Origin of the sequence: Pseudomonas sp. PvP089, assembly GCF_017875165.1 — a bacterium.
GTDB classification, from domain to species: Bacteria; Pseudomonadota; Gammaproteobacteria; order Pseudomonadales; family Pseudomonadaceae; genus Aquipseudomonas; species Aquipseudomonas fortuita.
In genome coordinates, this window is record NZ_JAGGME010000001.1 from 2,844,042 (window position 1) to 2,861,908 (window position 17,867).

Sequence of the window (17,867 nt, forward strand, 5' to 3'; positions counted from 1 at the left end):
CTGTGGGAGCGGCCTTGCGCCGCGAATGGGGCGCGTAGCGCCCCCACAATGCTGACCGTTTTTCGCTGTGATTTTGCCTGGGCCTTTCCGTGCGGGGAGGGCCCGGGCTTTTTGCTGCCGGGGCCGGTGATCTAGAATCGATCTTTTGCCCGAGCCCCGCCCATGCTGCCCATCGCGCTGCTGCCAACCACCGCTGACCAGGCTCCGCTGGTCCGCAACCTCTACCAGTTCTATGCCTACGAGTCCTCCGACTGGGAGCAGGAAGACGTCGAAGTGGATGGTCGTTTCTACATCCACGACGGGCACCTGCAACGCTACTGGCAGGACGAGGGCTGGGGCGCGTACCTGGTGCTGGCGGACGGCTTTATCGCCGGTTTCGTGCTGGTGGAACGCAGTGAGCTGCCGGGCATTCACGCGCTTGAACTGGCTGACCTGTTCATCCTGAAAAAGTACCGCCGCCAGGGCATCGGCCAGGCGGTAGCGTTGCAGCTGCTGGGCGGCGAGGGCGACTGGTTGCTGCGGTGCTACGCACACGACGCACCGGCCGTGGCGTTCTGCAGCGCCGTACTGGCGAACCTGTCGCGCCCGGCACAGGCCATTACGCTGACGGATGAACCGGACCTGCTCAGTTTCCTGGTGAGCGGCGCCCGGCATTGAGGATTGGCCGGCTGTTGTGCGGCGTTGAAGCGGAATAGCGACATTTTTGTGAGCTACTTCACAAAATCGTCATGGGCGGCATAATGCCATTAACGCCTCCCTAGACCTGGCAACCGCTTGCCGGGGTCCTTTTTCTTGCGCTTCGAAGGTTCAGGTAAAGTTCATGTCGCTAGCTGCAAACCCCGACATCATGTACCGGCTGTTGATTCAGAGCGTGGTGGATTACGCCATCTACCTGCTCACCCCCGAGGGTATCGTCGCCAACTGGAACCCCGGTGCCCAGCGCGCCAAGGGCTACCTTGCCGATGAAATCGTCGGCCAGCATTACTCGTTGTTCTACCCCGATGCCGAGCGTGCAGCCGGGCGGCCAGCGCTAAACCTTGAACAGGCGCGGCGCACGGGGCGTTTTGAAGAGACAGGCTCCCGCCTGCGCAAGGACGGCACGGCGTTCCACGCCCATGTAGTGATTGAAGCCGTGTACGACGATGCCGGGCAACTGGTGGGGTTCGCCAAGGTCACCCGCGACATTTCCGAACGCCGCCGCCAGGAACTGGAGCTGCTGCAGGCCAAGGAGCTGGCCGAGCAGTACAGCCAGGAAATGGCCAAGCTGTCGCAATTCCTGGACTCGGTCATTGCCAATATTCCCGCCAGCGTCATTGTCCAGGACCTGGAAAGCCAGCGCATCCTGTTGGCCAACCAGCAGGCCGAGCGCCTGTTCGGCGGCCCAGGGCGCAGCATGATCGGCCAACTGCCTGGCGAATGCCTGAGCCCGGCGGCCGCCGACTACCTTGAGCAGCAGCTGGCCCGTGGTGCCCGTAACACCAAAGGCCATGCTGCCGAGACCCGGGTCGAGACCGCCCGTGGTCCACGGACCCTGCGCAGCCGTACCTTGCTCAGCCAGCACTCCGAGGGCCAGGCGGATTACGTGCTGTTTGTCGCCGAAGATGCCACCGAGGAACTGGCGGCCCACGCACAGATTCACCACATGGCGCACCATGATGCGCTTACCGGGCTACCCAACCGCACCTTGTTCCACGAACGCCTGCGCCAGGCGCTGGTGCGTGGCAGCGAGAACGCCAAGCTGACCGCCGCCCTGTGCCTGGACCTGGACAACTTCAAGAACATCAATGACTCCCTTGGCCATGCCTTCGGCGACAAGCTGCTGCGCGAGCTGGGCAAACGCCTGCGCCGCGAGCTGCGCGAGCACGACACCCTGGCCCGGCTGGGTGGTGACGAGTTTGCCGTGGTACTGACCGGGCTCGATGGCCGCGATGCTGCGTGCAACACTGCGCAGCGGCTGATCAACGCGATCAGCCCGCCGTTCCGGATCGAAGGGCACCAGTTCTCCGTGGGGGTAAGTATCGGCATCGCCATCGCCCCGGATGACAATGATCAGGCCGAGCAGCTGCTGGGCTATGCCGACATGGCGTTGTACGAGGCCAAGCGCAACGGCCGCAATCGCTACGAATGCTTCGACGTGGAGCTTGACGTCGCTGCCCGCCAGCGCCGCCTGGTGGAAACCGACTTGCGCACAGCGCTGCACCTGAGCCAGTTGCAGCTGCATTACCAACCCGTGGTGGACCAGAAAACCAGTAGCGTGACCGGTTATGAGGCATTGCTGCGCTGGGAGCACCCGACCCGGGGCATGGTCATGCCCATGGACTTCATCCCTATCGCCGAGGAAACCGGGCTGATTCATGAACTGGGTATCCGGGCCTTGAACCTGGCCTGCCAGGAAGCGGCCAGCTGGGACAGTGAGCAGACGGTGTCGGTCAACCTGTCGCCGGTGCAGTTCAAAAATGCCAACCTGGTGCAGCTTGTCGCCTTGGCCCTGGCCGATTCGGGCCTGCCGGCGCAGCGCCTGGAGCTGGAAATAACCGAGTCGGTGTTGCTGGGTAACAGCGACGAAAACGTGCGCACCTTGCGCGCGCTGAAGGACTTGGGGGTATCGATTTCGCTGGACGATTTTGGAACCGGCTATTCATCGCTCGGCTACTTGCGCTCGTTCCCGTTCGACCGGATCAAGATCGACAAGTCGTTCGTGCATGACATGTGCGACAGCCGTGAAGCAATGTCGATCATCCGCGCCATTACCGACCTGTCCAACAGCCTGATGATCAAGACCACGGCCGAAGGGGTGGAGTCGCAAGAGCAGATGCGCCGGCTGGCGGCGGAGGGGTGCTCGCATTTCCAGGGCTACCTGTACGGGCGGCCGGCACCGGCGAGCGAGCGGTTGAAGCAGGTCATTACGCCAGGCTGACGGCTCACGCAGCCGATTGTGGGGGTAATTGGCTTGCTCAAATTTCAAGAGCTTGTGCAATCCTTGTGGGAGCGGCCATGCCCGCGAACACCGGCGCAGCCGGTGCCAGCCACCGAGTTGGCTTCTTCGCGGGCACGCCCGCGCCCACAAGGTCCGTGTCGCGCTTACGAATTTCAGCTATTCCAGTCTGGCGCAAACGGCGGGCTTACCACGCGCTGGTCTTTCGGCAATTGGGCAATCGCCGCGCGGTCTTCGTCGTCCAGTTGCACGTTCAATGCAGCCAGGTTGGCCAACTGGTTCTCGCAGCTGCTGGCTTTGGGGATCGCCGCCACACCGTCCTGGTCCAGCAACCACTTCAGTGCCACCTGGCTGGGCAGCACGCCATGCTTGCGGGCAATCGCCTGGATCACTGGCTGCGCCGCCGCCTGGCCCCGGGCCAGCGGGGTGTAGGCGGTGAGCAACAGGTCATGGCGGCGGGCGTAGTCGAGCAGCGGTTGCTGGCCGAGCAGCACGTGGTATTCCACCTGAATCGCCGACAACGGCGCACCCAGGGTTTCCACCACCTGGCGCAGCAGGCCCAGCGGGAAGTTGGCCACGCCAATATGCCGTGCCTTGCCCTCGTCACGCAGCGCAACCAGGGTGTCGATACTGCGCGCCAGGTCCCAATCCTTGCCGGGCCAGTGGATATGGAACAGGTCGACCTGCTCGGTGCCCAATGCGCGCAGGCTGTCTTCCAGCGACTGGCGCATGGCCTTGGGCTCCAGGCGGTCCCACCACACCTTGGTGGTGAGGTGGATCTGTTCGCGTGGTACGTCGCTGTCGCGCAGGGCCTGGCCAACGGCCGCTTCGTTTTCGTAGGCTGTGGCAGTGTCGATGTGCCGGTAACCCAGGTCCAGCGCCTGGTGCACGGCCTGGGTGCATTCGGTGCCGGTCATCGGCCAGGTGCCCAGGCCGATTGCAGGCAGGTCCAGACCGTTTCGGGTGGTGAGCCTTTGCATGTAAATTCCTTGTAGGGTGTGCAGGGTTCGCACTCGATGGTCGGCGATCAGCGAAGCGCGGGCCATGCGTTGGAGGCACAAACTGGTCGATCAGCGAACAGTATTTGCCGTCAGCGTGCGCAAGCGGCAATTGAACTTCCTTATCCTGCGGCATCTCTTCTAGAATTCGAGCTGTTGCATCCGCCGGGCCACGCCTGCGCGGCCTTCCCTGGGCGTGGCATGCCGCCGCGCCGTCATCGAGAGAGCCATGAGTTCCAGCACACCGCTGTCCGGCGTCAACCAACCCTTGCGGGGTATCGCACTGGTGGTGGGAGCGACGTTCCTGTTCGCCAGCCACGATGCCCTGTCCAAATTCCTCGGCGGCCTTTACCCGATCGTGATGGTGGTGTGGGCACGTTATGTGGTGCATACGCTGCTGATGGCCGGCATTTTCCTGCCCAAGTCTGGCCTCAACGTATTGCGCACCCGCCGGCCGGTATTGCAGACCTTGCGGGCCTTGAGCCTGCTGAGCACCAGCTTGCTGTTCACCAGCGGCCTTCAGTACCTGCCGCTGGCTGAGGCGACGGCGGTCAACTTCCTTGCCCCGGTGCTGGTCACCGCGTTGTCGGCGCCGCTGCTCAAAGAGCGGGTGACGGTGGGGCAGTGGGTGGCGGTAGTGCTGGGTTTCATCGGCGTGCTGGTGGTGGTGCACCCGGGTGGTGCGATGTTTACCCCGGCCATTCTGTACCCGTTCGGTTCGGCGTTGGGCTTCTGCTTCTATCAGCTGCTGACGCGCATTCTGGCTGCACATGACAGCCCGACTACCAGCAACTTCTATGCAGGGCTGTGCAATACCCTGGCAATGAGTGCACTGGTGCCGTTCTTCTGGGAGGTGCCGCGGTGGGACCATGCCCTGCTGATGCTGGCACTGGGCGGCTTTGGCATGACTGCGCACCTGCTGCTGACCCAGGCCTTCCGCCATGCGGCACCGGCGTTGCTGGCGCCGTTCAGCTACTGCCAGATCGTGTTTGCCGGTTTGCTTGGGCTTGTATTCTATAGCCAGGTGCCGGATACCTTGAGCCTGGTGGGGATTTCAGTGATCTGCCTCAGTGGGCTGGGGGCGGCGTGGATGCAGCGGCGCAAGTAAAACCTGTACCGCCTGTTCGGATTGATGCGCGGGTTTACCTGCGAAGAGGCCGGTACAAGCAAACCTGACAGAGCCAGCCTATCACCCTCTAACAGCCACTCTATTAGAACTCTGCCCAAGCTCGTCTAGTCTTTCCCGTGGCCCCGTGTAGACCTGATGAGGGGTAGCACGACCCCCACGCTCGGCTGAAAGAACACCTGGCATAGACCGGAAATCTGGATAACCGACCCAAAGGTACCCGCAGATGTCGAACGAATCGAAATGCCCGTTCCATCAAACCGCAGGTGGCGGCACCACCAACCGTGACTGGTGGCCTGACCAGCTCAACCTTCGAATTCTTCACCAGCATTCGTCGAAGTCCAGCCCCGATCCGGACTTCGACTATGCCAAGGCGTTCAAAAGCCTCGACTTCCAGGCCCTGAAGAACGACCTGGCTGCCCTGATGACCGACTCGCAGGACTGGTGGCCTGCCGACTTCGGCCACTATGGCCCGCTGTTCATCCGCATGGCCTGGCACAGCGCCGGCACCTACCGCATTGGCGATGGCCGCGGCGGCGCGGGCTCGGGGCAGCAACGTTTCGCCCCGCTCAACAGCTGGCCGGACAATGTCAGCCTGGACAAGGCCCGGCGGCTGCTGTGGCCGATCAAGCAGAAGTACGGCAACAAGATTTCCTGGGCCGACCTGATCGTGCTCACCGGCAACGTTGCTCTCGAATCCATGGGCTTCAAGACTTTCGGCTTCTCGGGCGGGCGCGCTGATGTATGGGAGCCGGACGAAGATGTGTACTGGGGGTCGGAAAAGGTCTGGCTCGGTGGCGATACCCGCTACGGCAAGGAACAGGTCAAGGCGCAGCCACCCGGGCAGGGTGACCTGGTGGCCGAGCCGGCCAAGCATGGTGAAGAGCAGAACCGCGACCTGTCGGCTGAGCGTAACCTGGAAAACCCGCTGGCCGCCGTACAGATGGGCCTGATCTACGTGAACCCGGAAGGCCCGGAAGGCAACCCAGACCCGGTGGCCTCTGGCCGGGACATCCGTGAAACCTTTGGCCGCATGGCCATGAACGATGAAGAAACCGTGGCGTTGATCGCCGGTGGCCACGCCTTCGGCAAGACCCACGGTGCCGGCCCCGCCGACAACGTCGGCCCCGAACCCGAAGCGGCAGGCCTGGAGTTGCAGGGCCTGGGTTGGCCCAACAAGTTTGGTTCGGGCAAAGGTGGGGATACCATCACCAGCGGCCTGGAAGTGACCTGGACCTCCACCCCGACCAAGTGGAGCAACGAGTACCTGAACAACCTCTTCAACTTTGAGTGGGAGCTGACCAAAAGCCCGGCCGGCGCGCATCAGTGGCAGCCGAAAGAAGGCAAAGGCGCAGGCACAGTGCCAGATGCCCACGATCCAGGTAAAAAACATGCACCGTCCATGTTGACCTCTGACCTGGCGCTGCGCTTCGACCCCATCTACGAGCCGATCGCTCGCCGCTTCAAGGACAACCCTGACCAGCTGGCGGATGCCTTCGCCCGCGCCTGGTACAAGCTCATCCACCGCGACATGGGCCCACTGGCGCGCTACCTGGGCCCGGAAATGCCCAATGAAGAGTTGCTGTGGCAAGACCCGTTGCCCAAGGCCGATCCAGCCACGATCAGCGAGCAAGACATCGCAGACCTCAAAACCAGGATTCTGGCTTCGGGCTTGACTGTGGGTGAGCTGGTCTCCACCGCGTGGGCATCCGCGTCGACCTTCCGTGGCTCCGACAAGCGCGGGGGGGCCAATGGCGCACGTTTGCGCCTGGCGCCGCAGAAAGACTGGGCTGCCAACCAGGGTGTAGACAAGGTGCTGGCGGCGCTGGAGAAGATACAGGGCGAGTTCAATAGCGGCGGCAAAAAGGTCTCCCTGGCCGATCTGATCGTACTGGCCGGTACTGCAGCCGTTGAAAAAGCTGCCCGGGATGCTGGCTACAGTGGCAGCGTCGGGTTCCGCCCGGGCCGCGTCGATGCGTCCCAGGCGCAGACCGACGTCGAGTCGTTCGCCGTGCTGGAGCCGTTGGCCGATGGCTTCCGCAATTTCGCCAAGGCTCGCTACAGCGTCAAGGCCGAAAAGCTGTTGCTGGACAAGGCCCAGTTGCTGACCCTGACTGCGCCGGAACTGACCGTGCTGATCGGCGGCCTGCGGGTGCTGGGTGCCAACCATGGCGGCAGCCAGCAGGGCGTGTTCACCGACAAGCCCGGCACCTTGAGCAACGACTTCTTCCGCAACCTGCTGGACATGGGCGTGGAATGGAAGTCGACGTCGCCGGACGACGAAACCTTCGAAGGCCGCGACCGCAAGACCGGGCAGGTTAAATGGAACGCTAGCCGGGTTGACCTGGTGTTTGGTTCGCATGCCCAGCTGCGGGCGCTGAGCGAGGTGTATGGCAGCAGTGACGGGGGTGACAAGTTCGTTCGGGACTTTGTGGCCGCCTGGCAGAAGGTCATGGAGCTGGACCGTTTTGACCTGAAGTAAAGGTGTTATGGGGGGCGCAAAGCGCCCCCTTGGCCCTGGTGATCCCGCCAATTCCAGGTCGGATAGGTACAAAAGCGTCCTCGTCGGTTCTGTTGCAATGCTTCTCAGGCAGCCAGCCTGAACAGCGTGCTTACAACGACAAGGAACCCCGACCATGCAAATGCCCAAGACCCTCAAAATCCGCAATGGTGACAAGGTGCAGCCGACCTTTTCGGCGCAGGAGTATGCGGCTCGCCATGCGCGGCTGCGGGCCTACATGGCAGACCAGGACATTGAGGCGGCGATCTTCACCTCGTACCATAACGTCAACTACTACAGTGATTTCCTCTACTGCTCGTTTGGCCGTCCCTATGCGCTGGTAATCACCCAGGACAAGGTTGTCTCTATCAGCGCCAACATTGATGGCGGCCAGCCATGGCGGCGTACCGTCGGCACTGACAACATCGTCTACACCGACTGGCAACGCGACAACTACTTCGTTGCCATCCAGCAGGCGCTGCCGCTGGCCTCGCGTATTGGCGTCGAATACGACCACCTCAACCTGCAGAACCATGCCAAGCTGGCCGCCTGCTACCCCAAAGCCGAGCTGCTGGACATTGGCGCGCCTTGCATGCGTATGCGCATGATCAAATCGGCCGAGGAACAGGCGCTGATCCGCCATGGTGCACAGGTCGCGGACATTGGCGGCGCGGCAATTGTAGAGGCGCTGCGCGACCAGGTGCCTGAGTACGAGGTGGCGCTGCATGCCACCCAGGCAATGGTCCGCGAAATCGCCAAGCGCTTCCCCGATGCGGAGCTGATGGACACCTGGACCTGGTTCCAGTCCGGGCTCAACACCGATGGCGCACACAACCCAGTGACCAGCCGCCGCGTCGGCAAAGGTGAAATCCTGAGCCTCAACTGCTTCCCGATGATCGCCGGCTACTACACCGCGCTGGAGCGCACACTGTTCCTCGACCACTGCCCGGATGAATACCTGCGCCTGTGGCAGGCCAACGTGGAAGTGCACGAGGCGGGGTTGAAACTGGTACGCCCGGGCATGCGCTGCAGCGACATCGCCCGTGAACTGAACGAAATCTTCCTGCGCCATGACCTGCTGCAGTACCGCACCTTCGGTTATGGCCATTCGTTCGGCACCCTGAGCCACTACTACGGGCGCGAAGCGGGGCTGGAGCTGCGCGAAGACATCGACACAGTGCTGGAGCCTGGCATGGTGGTGTCGATCGAACCGATGATCATGCTGCCCGAAGGGCGACCGGGGGCGGGTGGGTATCGCGAGCATGACATCCTGATCGTCAACGACAAAGGCGCCGAGAACATCACCAAATTCCCGTATGGGCCGGAGCACAACATCATTCGCAAATAAACACCGAAGCTGGCCTCATCGCCGGCAAGCCAGCTCCCATAGCTACTGCATAGCACGCAATACCTGTGCAGTCCCGTGGGAGCTGGCTTGCCGGCGATGAGGCCAGCCCGGACAACAAAAACATCACTGTATGACCACCAGACCCTGCCTCCAATTAAAAGAACCAGAGGGTCCCCGTCATGTCCAGCACCACACTTGACCCATCCGCCGTCGCCGGCCCCACATACAACGCCGAACGCCAGGCCCTGCGCAAGGCCGCCCGGGCCAGTTTCATGGGCAACTTCGTCGAGTGGTTCGACTACGCCGCCTACGGCTACCTGGCCACCATCATCGCCGCCACCTTCTTCCCGCAAACCGACAAGACCACTGGCCTGCTGGCAACCTTCGCCGTGTTTGCCCTGTCGTTCCTGGTACGTCCGCTGGGCGGCATCGTCTGGGGGCACTTTGGCGACCGCCATGGTCGGCGCAACGCACTGTCGTGGTCGATCCTGATCATGTCGGTATCCACCTTCTGCATTGGCCTGTTGCCAGGTTATGCGCAGATCGGCTTGTGGGCGCCGGGCTTGTTGCTACTTATCCGCCTGGTGCAGGGCTTTTCCGCCTCCGGTGAGTACGCTGGTGCTGCGGCGTTTCTGGCTGAATACGCGCCGCCCGGCCGGCGTGGCCTGTACACCAGCATCGTGCCGGCCAGTACGGCGGCGGGGTTGCTGTTTGGTGCGGCGTTCGTGGCGGTGCTGCACGAACTGCTCAGCAGCCAGGCCCTGCACGAATGGGGCTGGCGCCTGCCGTTCCTGCTGGCGGCACCGTTCGGCCTTGTAGGGCGCTATATCCGCATGAGCCTGCAGGACACACCCAAGTTCCTGGAGATGGAACAGCGCCTGGAAAACAAGGCCGGCATGACGCCTATGCCGCTGCGCGAGCTGCTGGGCCAGCACCGCCGCAGCCTGGCCATCGGCATTGGTGTCACCTGCCTGAACGCGGTGGCGTTCTATTTGCTGCTCAGCTACATGCCGACTTATCTGTCCAGTGAAATGGGCATGAGTGAGCGGGATTCATTCATTGCTTCGACCGTGTCGCTGGCCACTTACATCGGCTTGATCTTCCTGATGGGGCGGCTGTCTGACCGGTTTGGCCGCAAGACCATGCTGGTGGTGGCTTCGCTGTTGTTCCTGGGGCTGACCGTACCGTTGTTCCGCCTGCTTGACGGTCAACCGCTGCTGGTCATCCTGGCGATCCAGATTTGCTTCGGGGCGATTCTGGCGATGAATGACGGGACGTTGCCGTGCCTGCTGGCCGAGATTTTCCCCACCCGGGTGCGTTTCAGCGGGTTTGCCCTGAGCTTCAATGTGGCCAACGCGCTGTTTGGCGGGACTGCGCCGTTCATTGCCACCTGGCTTATCCAGGTGACTGGCAGCAAGCTGGCGCCGGCGGGGTATTTGCTGGCGGCAGCACTGGTGGCGCTGGTTGCCATGCTTATGTGTCGGGAGACCGCACATTCCGCCCTTGAGGATTAACTACCCTGTACCGGCCTCTTCGCGGGCGCGCCCGCTCCCACAGGGACCCCACAGATTCGAATACTGTGGGGTCCCTGTGGGAGAGGGCGTGCCCGCGAAGAGGCCGGTAAAACCAGTACAAACCTTGAATTAATGCAGCGAAGCCTGCCGCCGCTCCCCCAGCGGCGACAAGCCAAAGAACCGGCTGTAGCTCTTGGAAAAGTGCGCCGGCGAGCTGAACCCGCAGGCCAGCGCCACCTCGCGCACCTGCACGTCACTGCGCAGCAGCAACTCCCGCGCCCGCGACAGCCGCAGCTCCAGGTAGTACTGGCTGGGCGTGCGCTGCAGGTATTTATGGAACAGCCGCTCCAGTTGGCGCACGGTGACCTCGTTGAGGCTGGCAAGCTCCTCGAGCCCCAATGGTTCCTCCAGGTTGGCCTCCATGATCGCCACCACCTGGCTCAGCTTGGGTTGGGCGCTGCCAAGCAGGGTGCGCAGCGGTACCCGCTGGCGATCACGCTCGCCCCGCACCCGGTCGCACAGCAATAACTCGGCCGCCTTGGCCGCAATGTCCTGACCCCCGGGCTCGCGCGCCACCAGTTGCAGCATCATGTCCATGGCTGCCACACCGCCCGAGCAGGTATAGCGGTCGCGGTCCAGTTCGAACAGCTGGCTGGAAATGACAATGCCGGGGAAGTGCGCCTGCAGTGTCGGCAGGTCTTCCCAATGGATGGTGCAGCGGTAGCCTTTGAGCAGTTCGGCCTTGGCCAACAGGTAGCTCCCGGTGCAGATACCACCCAATGGCAGGTGCTGGCGGGCCAGCTTGCGCAACCAGTCGATCAGCGGGCGGCTGCTACGGCCCCGGTCGATCGGGTTGGCCCCGACCACCAGCAGCGCATCCAGCTGGGGGGCGTTGGCGATGCCGTAGTCAGGCAGTACCCGCATGCCGTTGCTGGCGACCACTGGCGCCTCGTCTGCGGCAATCAGCACGCTGCGAAACAGTGGTTTGCGTGCGGCCAGGTTGGCCATGCGCAGGGTTTCCACCGCCGACGCCAGGCCGATGGTGGTGAAGTTGGGCAAAATCAGAAAGCCGAACGTCTTTACCGAACAACTCTTTACAATAGAGGGCGATAGGTTTGCAGAAGCGGGGTAGACCATTGCGCTGTTCCTGTGCAAGCTGAGGCATAGTTCGTCAGGGGCAGTGAGAAAATACAGCCTCGCGTGGTTCTTGTTGTTATAGGTCGTTGCCGGCTCGATCTTACACCCCGGGCGCAGCGGCCAGGAATGGCCCCGCCGGCTGGCAGGGCCGACAGTGATTGCACAGAGAAGGTGATCGTTCGTGAACCCCGAAACCATGCTGGCGGCATTGCCAGGCTACGCCATGTCGCCCGAGTCGATCCAGGTGCTGCCGGATGCCAAGGCATACCGCGCCTGCTTGCTCGAACGCATCCACGCCGCGACCCGGCGCATCGTCATCGTCGCCCTGTACCTGCAGGAAGACGAGGCAGGCCAGGAAGTGCTGGATGCGTTGTACCAGGTCAAGGCCGAGCGACCAGGCCTGGAAATCACCATTGTGGTCGACTGGTTTCGTGCCCGCCGTGGTCTGCTGGGGGGCGGGCGCCAGCCGGGTAACGCCGCCTGGTATCAGGCCCAACGCCAGTTGCGTGGGCTGGATATCGTGATTCATGGGGTGCCGGTGCAGACCCGCGAGCTGTTCGGCGTGTTGCACCTGAAGGGTAGCATCATCGACGACTGCGTGATCTACACCGGCGCCAGCCTGAACAACGTGTACCTGCACCGCTTCGACCGTTATCGCCTGGACCGCTACCACCTGTTCCAGTCCCCGGGGCTGGCCGATGCCATGGTCGACCTGGTGCGGCGCCTGCTGCACCACACCGCCACACCGCGCCTCGACTTGCCTGCGCCACCTGCCACCCGTAGCCTGCGCGGCGACATCCGGCGCTTGCGTGCGCGGTTGCGGCGCATGGCCTACGAGGCACCGGCCAGCATGGCAGGGGAAGGGCTGCGGGTTATTCCGCTGTTGGGCGTGGGCCGTGGCAACCCGCTGAACCGGGCGCTGTGCGCCTTGTTGGCGGCGGCGCGCACGCAACTCATCATCAGTACGCCGTATTTCAACCCCCCGCGGGTGGTGATGCGCGAGCTTGACCATGCGCTGGAGCGTGGTGTGCAGGTTGAGCTGATTGTCGGCGATCGCACGGCCAATGACTTCTATATCGCCCCTGGCGAGCCGTTCAGCGCCAGTGGCGCCTTGCCTTATCTGTATGAAGACAACCTGCGTGCCTTCGCCCGGCGCCGCCATGCCGCCATTGCCAGCGGCCAGTTACAGGTACGCATCTGGAACGATCCTGGGCATACCTTTCATGCCAAGGGCGTGTGGGTCGACCAGCGCTATTCGTTGCTGACCGGCAACAACCTGAACCCGCGCGGGTTCAACCTGGACCTGGAGAACGGCCTGCTGATCGATGACCCGCACGGGCAATGGCTGACGCCGAGGGAAGCGGAGTTGAACGCGCTACGCCGGCATGCGCCGAAGATTGGTTCGGCAGAGGCGCTGGGCGTGAAGGCCGAGCATCCCAAGGAGGTCCGCAAATTTCTGCGGCGCTTGCGTTTCAGCCGGTTGGAACCGTTGATCAAGCGCGTGCTCTGAGGCACTGCTCCAGGCACTGCCGTGCTTTTTTGGGGGCAACGGGTGAGTTTGCTTTCAGGCATCGAGGGGGCGAGGGCACCGCGATTTCGGTGGTGCACGCGGTGCCTTGATGTCAATATGATGTTACCTGCGTGAGCCCTCCGTTGGGGGCTGGGCTATCATTTGCAGTCAACCGTACAAGGCCCCTCTGAAAAATCATCACGAGCGCATACAATCGGGCCCTTTCTTCGTTAACCAGATAGGCCAAAGCGTATATGGCGCTAGATCCACCCACGATGCTGACCATCTCGGTCGCCCTGGCAGCGGCGGCTGCCCTGTACCTGGCGATTGAGTGGCGCAGTGTCCGCGAAACCTCCTTGCTGTTCTGGAGCGCCGGCTTTGCCACGATTACTGTCGGTTGTGTCCTGGCCTTGTTGCGCGGGTCTGGGTTGTTGTTCATCGGCATCTGGTTCGCCAACGGTTTGCTGGTGGTGGCGCACGGGTTCTTCCTGACGGGCGTATTGCGTTTTACCCAGGACCGCTTGTCGCGGGGCTGGCTAATGATTGTGGTGGTCTGGTTCGCCTTGCTGTTGCTGCCTGTAGGGCCGCAGTGGTCGAAGGTGATGCTGATGGTCAACTCGTTGCTGGTGGCGTCGCTGACGCTCAAGGCCAGCTCCCTGCTGCGGCCCCATGGCAAGTCGCTGAGTGTGGGGGCAGTACAACTGCGCTATGTGTTGCTGATCCATGGGCTGTTCTATGCGGCCAAGGCGGGCATTGCCATCACGCCGGGGACGTTGATTGACCTGGCCACCTTTGGTGGCCTGATCATCCAGATCTCCTTGGTCGAGGGGGCGATGGCGATCATGCTGATTGCCTTGTCGATGACCGGCACCGTGCGCTATCGGCGCGAGGAGCGGATTGCCCGGCTGGCAGCCCGCGACCCGTTGACCGCGTTGTATAACCGGCGTGCGCTGGAGGTGCGGGCCGGGCATTTCTTCAAGGACGTGAGCCCGGCGCAGCCTGGGGCGTTGCTGCTGATCGACATCGACAACTTCAAGCTGGTCAACGACCTGCACGGGCATATTGCCGGGGACCGCTTGCTGGTTGCCTTGAGCGAGATGATTCGCACGGTGCTGCCGGAGCGGGCACTGGCCGCGCGGTTGGGCGGCGATGAGTTCGTCATCTTGTTGAATGGGGCGAGTAGCGAGCAGGTAATGGAGCTGGGCGGGCTGTTGCGCGAGCAATTCCAGCAGTATGCCGGCAAGACCGTGCCCACGCCGCACGCGGTTACCTTGAGTATTGGCGTGAACCTGTTCGACCAGCCGCCGGCGAGCCTGGCGGCATTGATCGAGCAAGGGGATGTGGCCTTGTACCAGTCCAAGCGCAGTGGGCGCGACAGTATTCGGTTTGTGGAGCGTCCGATGGCTGACATTAATCACTAGGCTGATTTTTGCTTTTTGCTTTTGCTTTTGCTTCTAAGCGCGCGACAGTTCAGGCAACGCAGATTGCGACTTCAGGAGGCCGAGCGCAGGGCTTGCGGAGGGAGGTGACGGGCATGGATGCCCGTCAAGCGCTGGGCCCCAGGATGGGGCCTGCAGCGCGGTCCTCCCGGGAGCAAGCCCGGAGCGAGGGGACCCCGGAGCGCAGCGTAGGGGCCGGATGATGGGAGCGCAGCGTTTTTTGGTTACTTTTTGTCGCGTTTGACAAAAAGTGACCCGCCGTAAGGGCGGAAAGGTGATTTGGCGCCACCTTTGAAAATGAATGTTGACTCATTGTTGATGCCCACACCTGAATGCGAACAGCGAACAGCGAACAGCGAACAGCGAACAGCGAACAGCGAACAGCGAAACAGTGCTGGTTTTTAGCTCGCGCATAGGCCATTTGCGATGGCGACACTAACTCACCTTTTCGCCCTTACGGCGAGTCACTTTTTGTCAGACGCGACAAAAAGTAACCAAAAAACGCTGCGCTCCGATCATCCGGCCCCTGCGCTGCGCTCCGGGGTCCCCTCGCTCCGGGCTTGCTCCCGGGAGGACCGCGCTGCAGGCCCCATCCTGGGGCCCAGCGCTTGACGGGCATCCATGCCCGTCACCTCCCTTCGCAAGGCCTGCGTTCGGCCTCCTGAAGTCGCGAAGATCAAGATCAAGATCAAGATCAAGATCAAGATCAAGATCAAGATCAAGATCAGAAGTATCAGGCCGTCAGGTTACCACTTGGTAGCAAGGTACATACGCCGCGCCGCCGGGCAACTTCATGCGATGCTGGTCAACGAAGGCTTGCAACAGCCGGCCCAGCGGGTCCAGCACGGCGCTGTCGCCGCGGATCTGGTACGGCCCATGCTCTTCGATCAGGCGGATGCCCTTGTCCTTCACGTTACCCGCTACCACGCCAGAAAACGCCCGGCGCAGGTTGGCAGCCAGCTCATGGGGTGGCAGCTCGCGGCGCAGGTCCAGTTCGGCCATTGCCTGGTGGGTCGGGTCGAACGGGCGCTGGAAACTCTCCTCGATCTTCAGCAGCCAGTTGAAGTGGAAGGCATCGTTGCGCTCGCGGCGGAACTGTTTGACCACCTTGAGCCCTTCGACCATGTGCCGGGCAACTTCTGCCGGGTCATCAATGATGATTTCGTACAACCGGTGCGCCGCCTCGCCCAGCGTGGCGCCCACGAAGGCATGCAACTGTTGCAGGTAAGGCTCGGCGCTGCGCGGGCCGGTGAGCACCACCGGGAACGGCACGTCCTGGTTATCGGGGTGCATGAGGATGCCCAGCAGGTACAGGAACTCCTCGGCTGTGCCGGCGCCGCCGGGGAAGATGATGATGCCGTGACCGACACGCACGAAGGCTTCCAGGCGCTTCTCGATGTCCGGCAGAATCACCAGCTCGTTGACGATCGGGTTGGGCGCCTCGGCGGCGATGATGCCCGGCTCGGTCAGGCCAAGGTAGCGGCTGCCATGCATGCGTTGCTTGGCGTGGGCAATGGTGGCGCCCTTCATCGGGCCCTTCATCACGCCCGGGCCGCAACCGGTGCACACGTCCAGCTTGCGCAGGCCCAGTTCGTGGCCGACCTTCTTGGTGTACTGGTACTCCTCGCTGCTGATCGAGTGACCACCCCAGCACACCACCATCTTCGGCTCCACACCCGGGCGCAGGGTGCGCGCGTTGCGCAGCAAATGGAAAACGTAATCAGTGATGCCCTGGGAGCTTTCCAGGTCGATACGCTGGCTGGCCAGCTCGCTTTCGGTGTAAACGATGTCGCGCAGGGCGCTGAACAGCATTTCACGGGTGCTGGCGATCATTTCGCCATCGACGAAGGCATCGGCCGGGGCATTCAGCAGCTCCAGGCGCACACCACGGTCTTGTTGATGGATTTTGACCTCGAAGTCTTTGTAGGCCTCGAGGATTGTCTTGGCATTGTCGACATGGGCGCCAGTGTTGAGGATGGCCAGGGCGCACTGGCGGAAAAGGGTGTAAAGGCTACCAGTACCGACTTCACTCAGTTGCTGAACTTCACGTTGTGACAGCGTTTCCAGGCTGCCTTTGGGGCTGACGGATGCATTGATGACATTGCGTTGAGGCATCTAAGTCTTTCCTGTGCGGGTAAAACATCCTTCTTTGACAACACCATACCGAGAAATGTGGGCGGCAACGAGGGGGCTGGTGAAAAACCTTGAGACCGGGTTGGCTTCTTCGCGGGCAACCCCGCGATGAAGCCAACCCGGTCCCGATTCAGCCCAACAGCTTTTGCACGCCAAGGGTAATCGCCAATCCACCCCCTACCAGCCACAGGTTCAGAATCGCCCCGGTAGCCAGCGCCTTTGGCCCCGCCTGGCGAATCTGGCTGAAGCGGGTTTCCATACCCAGCGCAGTCATGGCCATGGTCAGGGCAAAAGTGTCGAGGCTATTGACCGCTTGCGTCACGCTACCCGGCAGTACCTGCAGAGAATTCACCAATACCAGGGCGAGGAAGCCAAAGGCGAACCAGGGCATCGTAATGCGCCCATTGCCTTGCGCCTGATCAGCGTTGCGCGAGCGGCTGATCCACAGGCCGACTACCAGCAGTACCGGCACCAGCAGCATCACCCGGGTCATCTTGACGATGGTGGCGATATGGGTGGCTTCAGGGCTGACATTACTGGCTGCGCCCACCACCTGGGCGACTTCGTGGATAGTGCCGCCCAGAAACAGCCCCGCTCCCAGGGTGTCCAGGTGCAGCCAGCCGGCGTTGATGGCCAGCGGGTACAGGAACATCGACAAGGTGCCGAACAGCACCACGCTGCCGACGGCCATGGCGCTCTTGTGCGGGGCACTGCGCAGTGCCGACTCGAAGGCCAGCACGGCGGCGGCACCGCAGATGGCGCTGCCAGCGGCGGTCAGCAGGGCGGTATCGCGGTCCAGCTTGAACAGTTTCATGCCGCACCACAGGCCGATCAACAGGGTGCTGGACACCACCAGCAGCGACACGATAAGGCCCGACCAGCCGACTTCGGCAATTTCCTGCAGGCTGACCCGCAGGCCAAAGAAGGCCACGGCGATGCGCAGCAGGCCGCGGGCCGAAAAGTTGATGCCGGCTGCCCAGCTGGCCGGTACACCATCGCGCAAGGCATTGCCGTAGAGGGCGCCGGCGACGATGCCGACAATCAGCGGGCTGATGCCCAGATTGGCGATGGCGGGCAGTGCGGCCAGCTGAGTGACCGCAAGCGCGAACAGCGCGACGAACAGGATGCCATTGAGCCGCCCTCGGGTAGAGAGGGTAGGCGTAAAAGCGGGGTTGGACGGAACCGTGGCCATGTGTGTCCTCCGGAAAGGTGTTTCGACAAGGGCTA

12 protein-coding genes are annotated in these 17,867 nt (G+C 62.6%); 8 read left to right on the top strand and 4 right to left on the bottom strand.

The window, feature by feature from the left end; genetic code table 11:
• The first annotated feature begins 162 nt into the window (after nt 1-162).
• Together J3A71_RS13210 and J3A71_RS13215 are read left to right on the top strand one after the other, a co-directional pair.
• Nucleotides 163-657 carry a GNAT family N-acetyltransferase gene (locus tag J3A71_RS13210; RefSeq protein ID WP_096426198.1) on the top strand — a complete coding sequence of 165 codons (495 nt, stop codon included), beginning with the start codon at nt 163-165 and terminating at the stop codon, nt 655-657.
• Between the two features lie 163 nt (nt 658-820).
• The gene (locus J3A71_RS13215; protein WP_096426197.1) at nt 821-2,917 is read left to right on the top strand and encodes an EAL domain-containing protein; all 2,097 of its coding nucleotides are present in this window, start codon (nt 821-823) and stop codon (nt 2,915-2,917) included.
• Nucleotides 2,918-3,090: 173 nt separating this feature from the next.
• Here J3A71_RS13215 and J3A71_RS13220 read toward each other — a convergent pair whose 3' ends face one another.
• Complete coding sequence (locus tag J3A71_RS13220; protein WP_096426196.1) at nt 3,091-3,915, bottom strand: aldo/keto reductase; 825 nt, start codon at nt 3,913-3,915, stop codon at nt 3,091-3,093.
• Nucleotides 3,916-4,162: 247 nt separating this feature from the next.
• Between J3A71_RS13220 and J3A71_RS13225 the strand changes: the two genes are divergently transcribed.
• From J3A71_RS13225 to J3A71_RS13240, 4 genes are all read left to right on the top strand, one after another.
• Nucleotides 4,163-5,041 carry a DMT family transporter gene (locus tag J3A71_RS13225; RefSeq protein WP_016487544.1) on the top strand — a complete coding sequence of 293 codons (879 nt, stop codon included), beginning with the start codon at nt 4,163-4,165 and terminating at the stop codon, nt 5,039-5,041.
• Between the two features lie 244 nt (nt 5,042-5,285).
• On the top strand, nt 5,286-7,541 hold the full coding sequence (gene katG / locus J3A71_RS13230) for a catalase/peroxidase HPI (RefSeq protein ID WP_096426195.1): 2,256 nt from the start codon (nt 5,286-5,288) through the stop codon (nt 7,539-7,541).
• A 154-nt stretch (nt 7,542-7,695) separates the two neighbouring features.
• Nucleotides 7,696-8,907, top strand: a complete 1,212-nt coding sequence (locus J3A71_RS13235; protein WP_016487542.1) for a M24 family metallopeptidase — start codon at nt 7,696-7,698, stop codon at nt 8,905-8,907.
• Nucleotides 8,908-9,086: 179 nt separating this feature from the next.
• On the top strand, nt 9,087-10,421 hold the full coding sequence (locus tag J3A71_RS13240; protein WP_023047750.1) for an MFS transporter: 1,335 nt from the start codon (nt 9,087-9,089) through the stop codon (nt 10,419-10,421).
• 129 nt (nt 10,422-10,550) lie between these two features.
• Here the strand turns inward: J3A71_RS13240 and J3A71_RS13245 are convergent, their stop codons facing one another.
• The gene (locus J3A71_RS13245; RefSeq protein ID WP_016487540.1) at nt 10,551-11,558 is read right to left on the bottom strand and encodes a GlxA family transcriptional regulator; all 1,008 of its coding nucleotides are present in this window, start codon (nt 11,556-11,558) and stop codon (nt 10,551-10,553) included.
• A 181-nt stretch (nt 11,559-11,739) separates the two neighbouring features.
• Here J3A71_RS13245 and pssA point away from each other — a divergent pair, with 181 nt between their 5' ends.
• Nucleotides 11,740-13,068, top strand: a complete 1,329-nt coding sequence (pssA, locus tag J3A71_RS13250; RefSeq protein WP_016487539.1) for a CDP-diacylglycerol--serine O-phosphatidyltransferase — start codon at nt 11,740-11,742, stop codon at nt 13,066-13,068.
• Between the two features lie 275 nt (nt 13,069-13,343).
• Nucleotides 13,344-14,489 (top strand): GGDEF domain-containing protein, encoded by a 1,146-nt coding sequence (locus J3A71_RS13255; protein WP_096426194.1) that lies wholly within the window; start codon nt 13,344-13,346, stop codon nt 14,487-14,489.
• 759 nt (nt 14,490-15,248) lie between these two features.
• On the opposite strand, the gene ppnN is transcribed toward J3A71_RS13255, so the two are convergent.
• Nucleotides 15,249-16,622, bottom strand: coding sequence for a nucleotide 5'-monophosphate nucleosidase PpnN (ppnN, locus tag J3A71_RS13260; protein ID WP_016487537.1), 1,374 nt, complete (start codon nt 16,620-16,622; stop codon nt 15,249-15,251).
• 148 nt (nt 16,623-16,770) lie between these two features.
• Entirely contained in the window at nt 16,771-17,832 is a 1,062-nt protein-coding gene (locus J3A71_RS13265) for a YeiH family protein (RefSeq protein ID WP_096426192.1), read from the bottom strand.
• Between the last annotated feature and the right edge of the window lie 35 nt (nt 17,833-17,867).

Coding starts and splice junctions, on each gene's coding strand:
- J3A71_RS13210 (WP_096426198.1), top strand. CDS start 163: ATGCTGCCCATCGCGCTGCTGCCAACCACCGCTGACCAGGCTCCGCTG.
- J3A71_RS13215 (WP_096426197.1), top strand. CDS start 821: ATGTCGCTAGCTGCAAACCCCGACATCATGTACCGGCTGTTGATTCAG.
- J3A71_RS13220 (WP_096426196.1), bottom strand. CDS start 3,915: ATGCAAAGGCTCACCACCCGAAACGGTCTGGACCTGCCTGCAATCGGC.
- J3A71_RS13225 (WP_016487544.1), top strand. CDS start 4,163: ATGAGTTCCAGCACACCGCTGTCCGGCGTCAACCAACCCTTGCGGGGT.
- katG (WP_096426195.1), top strand. CDS start 5,286: ATGTCGAACGAATCGAAATGCCCGTTCCATCAAACCGCAGGTGGCGGC.
- J3A71_RS13235 (WP_016487542.1), top strand. CDS start 7,696: ATGCAAATGCCCAAGACCCTCAAAATCCGCAATGGTGACAAGGTGCAG.
- J3A71_RS13240 (WP_023047750.1), top strand. CDS start 9,087: ATGTCCAGCACCACACTTGACCCATCCGCCGTCGCCGGCCCCACATAC.
- J3A71_RS13245 (WP_016487540.1), bottom strand. CDS start 11,558: ATGGTCTACCCCGCTTCTGCAAACCTATCGCCCTCTATTGTAAAGAGT.
- J3A71_RS13255 (WP_096426194.1), top strand. CDS start 13,344: ATGCTGACCATCTCGGTCGCCCTGGCAGCGGCGGCTGCCCTGTACCTG.
- ppnN (WP_016487537.1), bottom strand. CDS start 16,622: ATGCCTCAACGCAATGTCATCAATGCATCCGTCAGCCCCAAAGGCAGC.
- J3A71_RS13265 (WP_096426192.1), bottom strand. CDS start 17,832: ATGGCCACGGTTCCGTCCAACCCCGCTTTTACGCCTACCCTCTCTACC.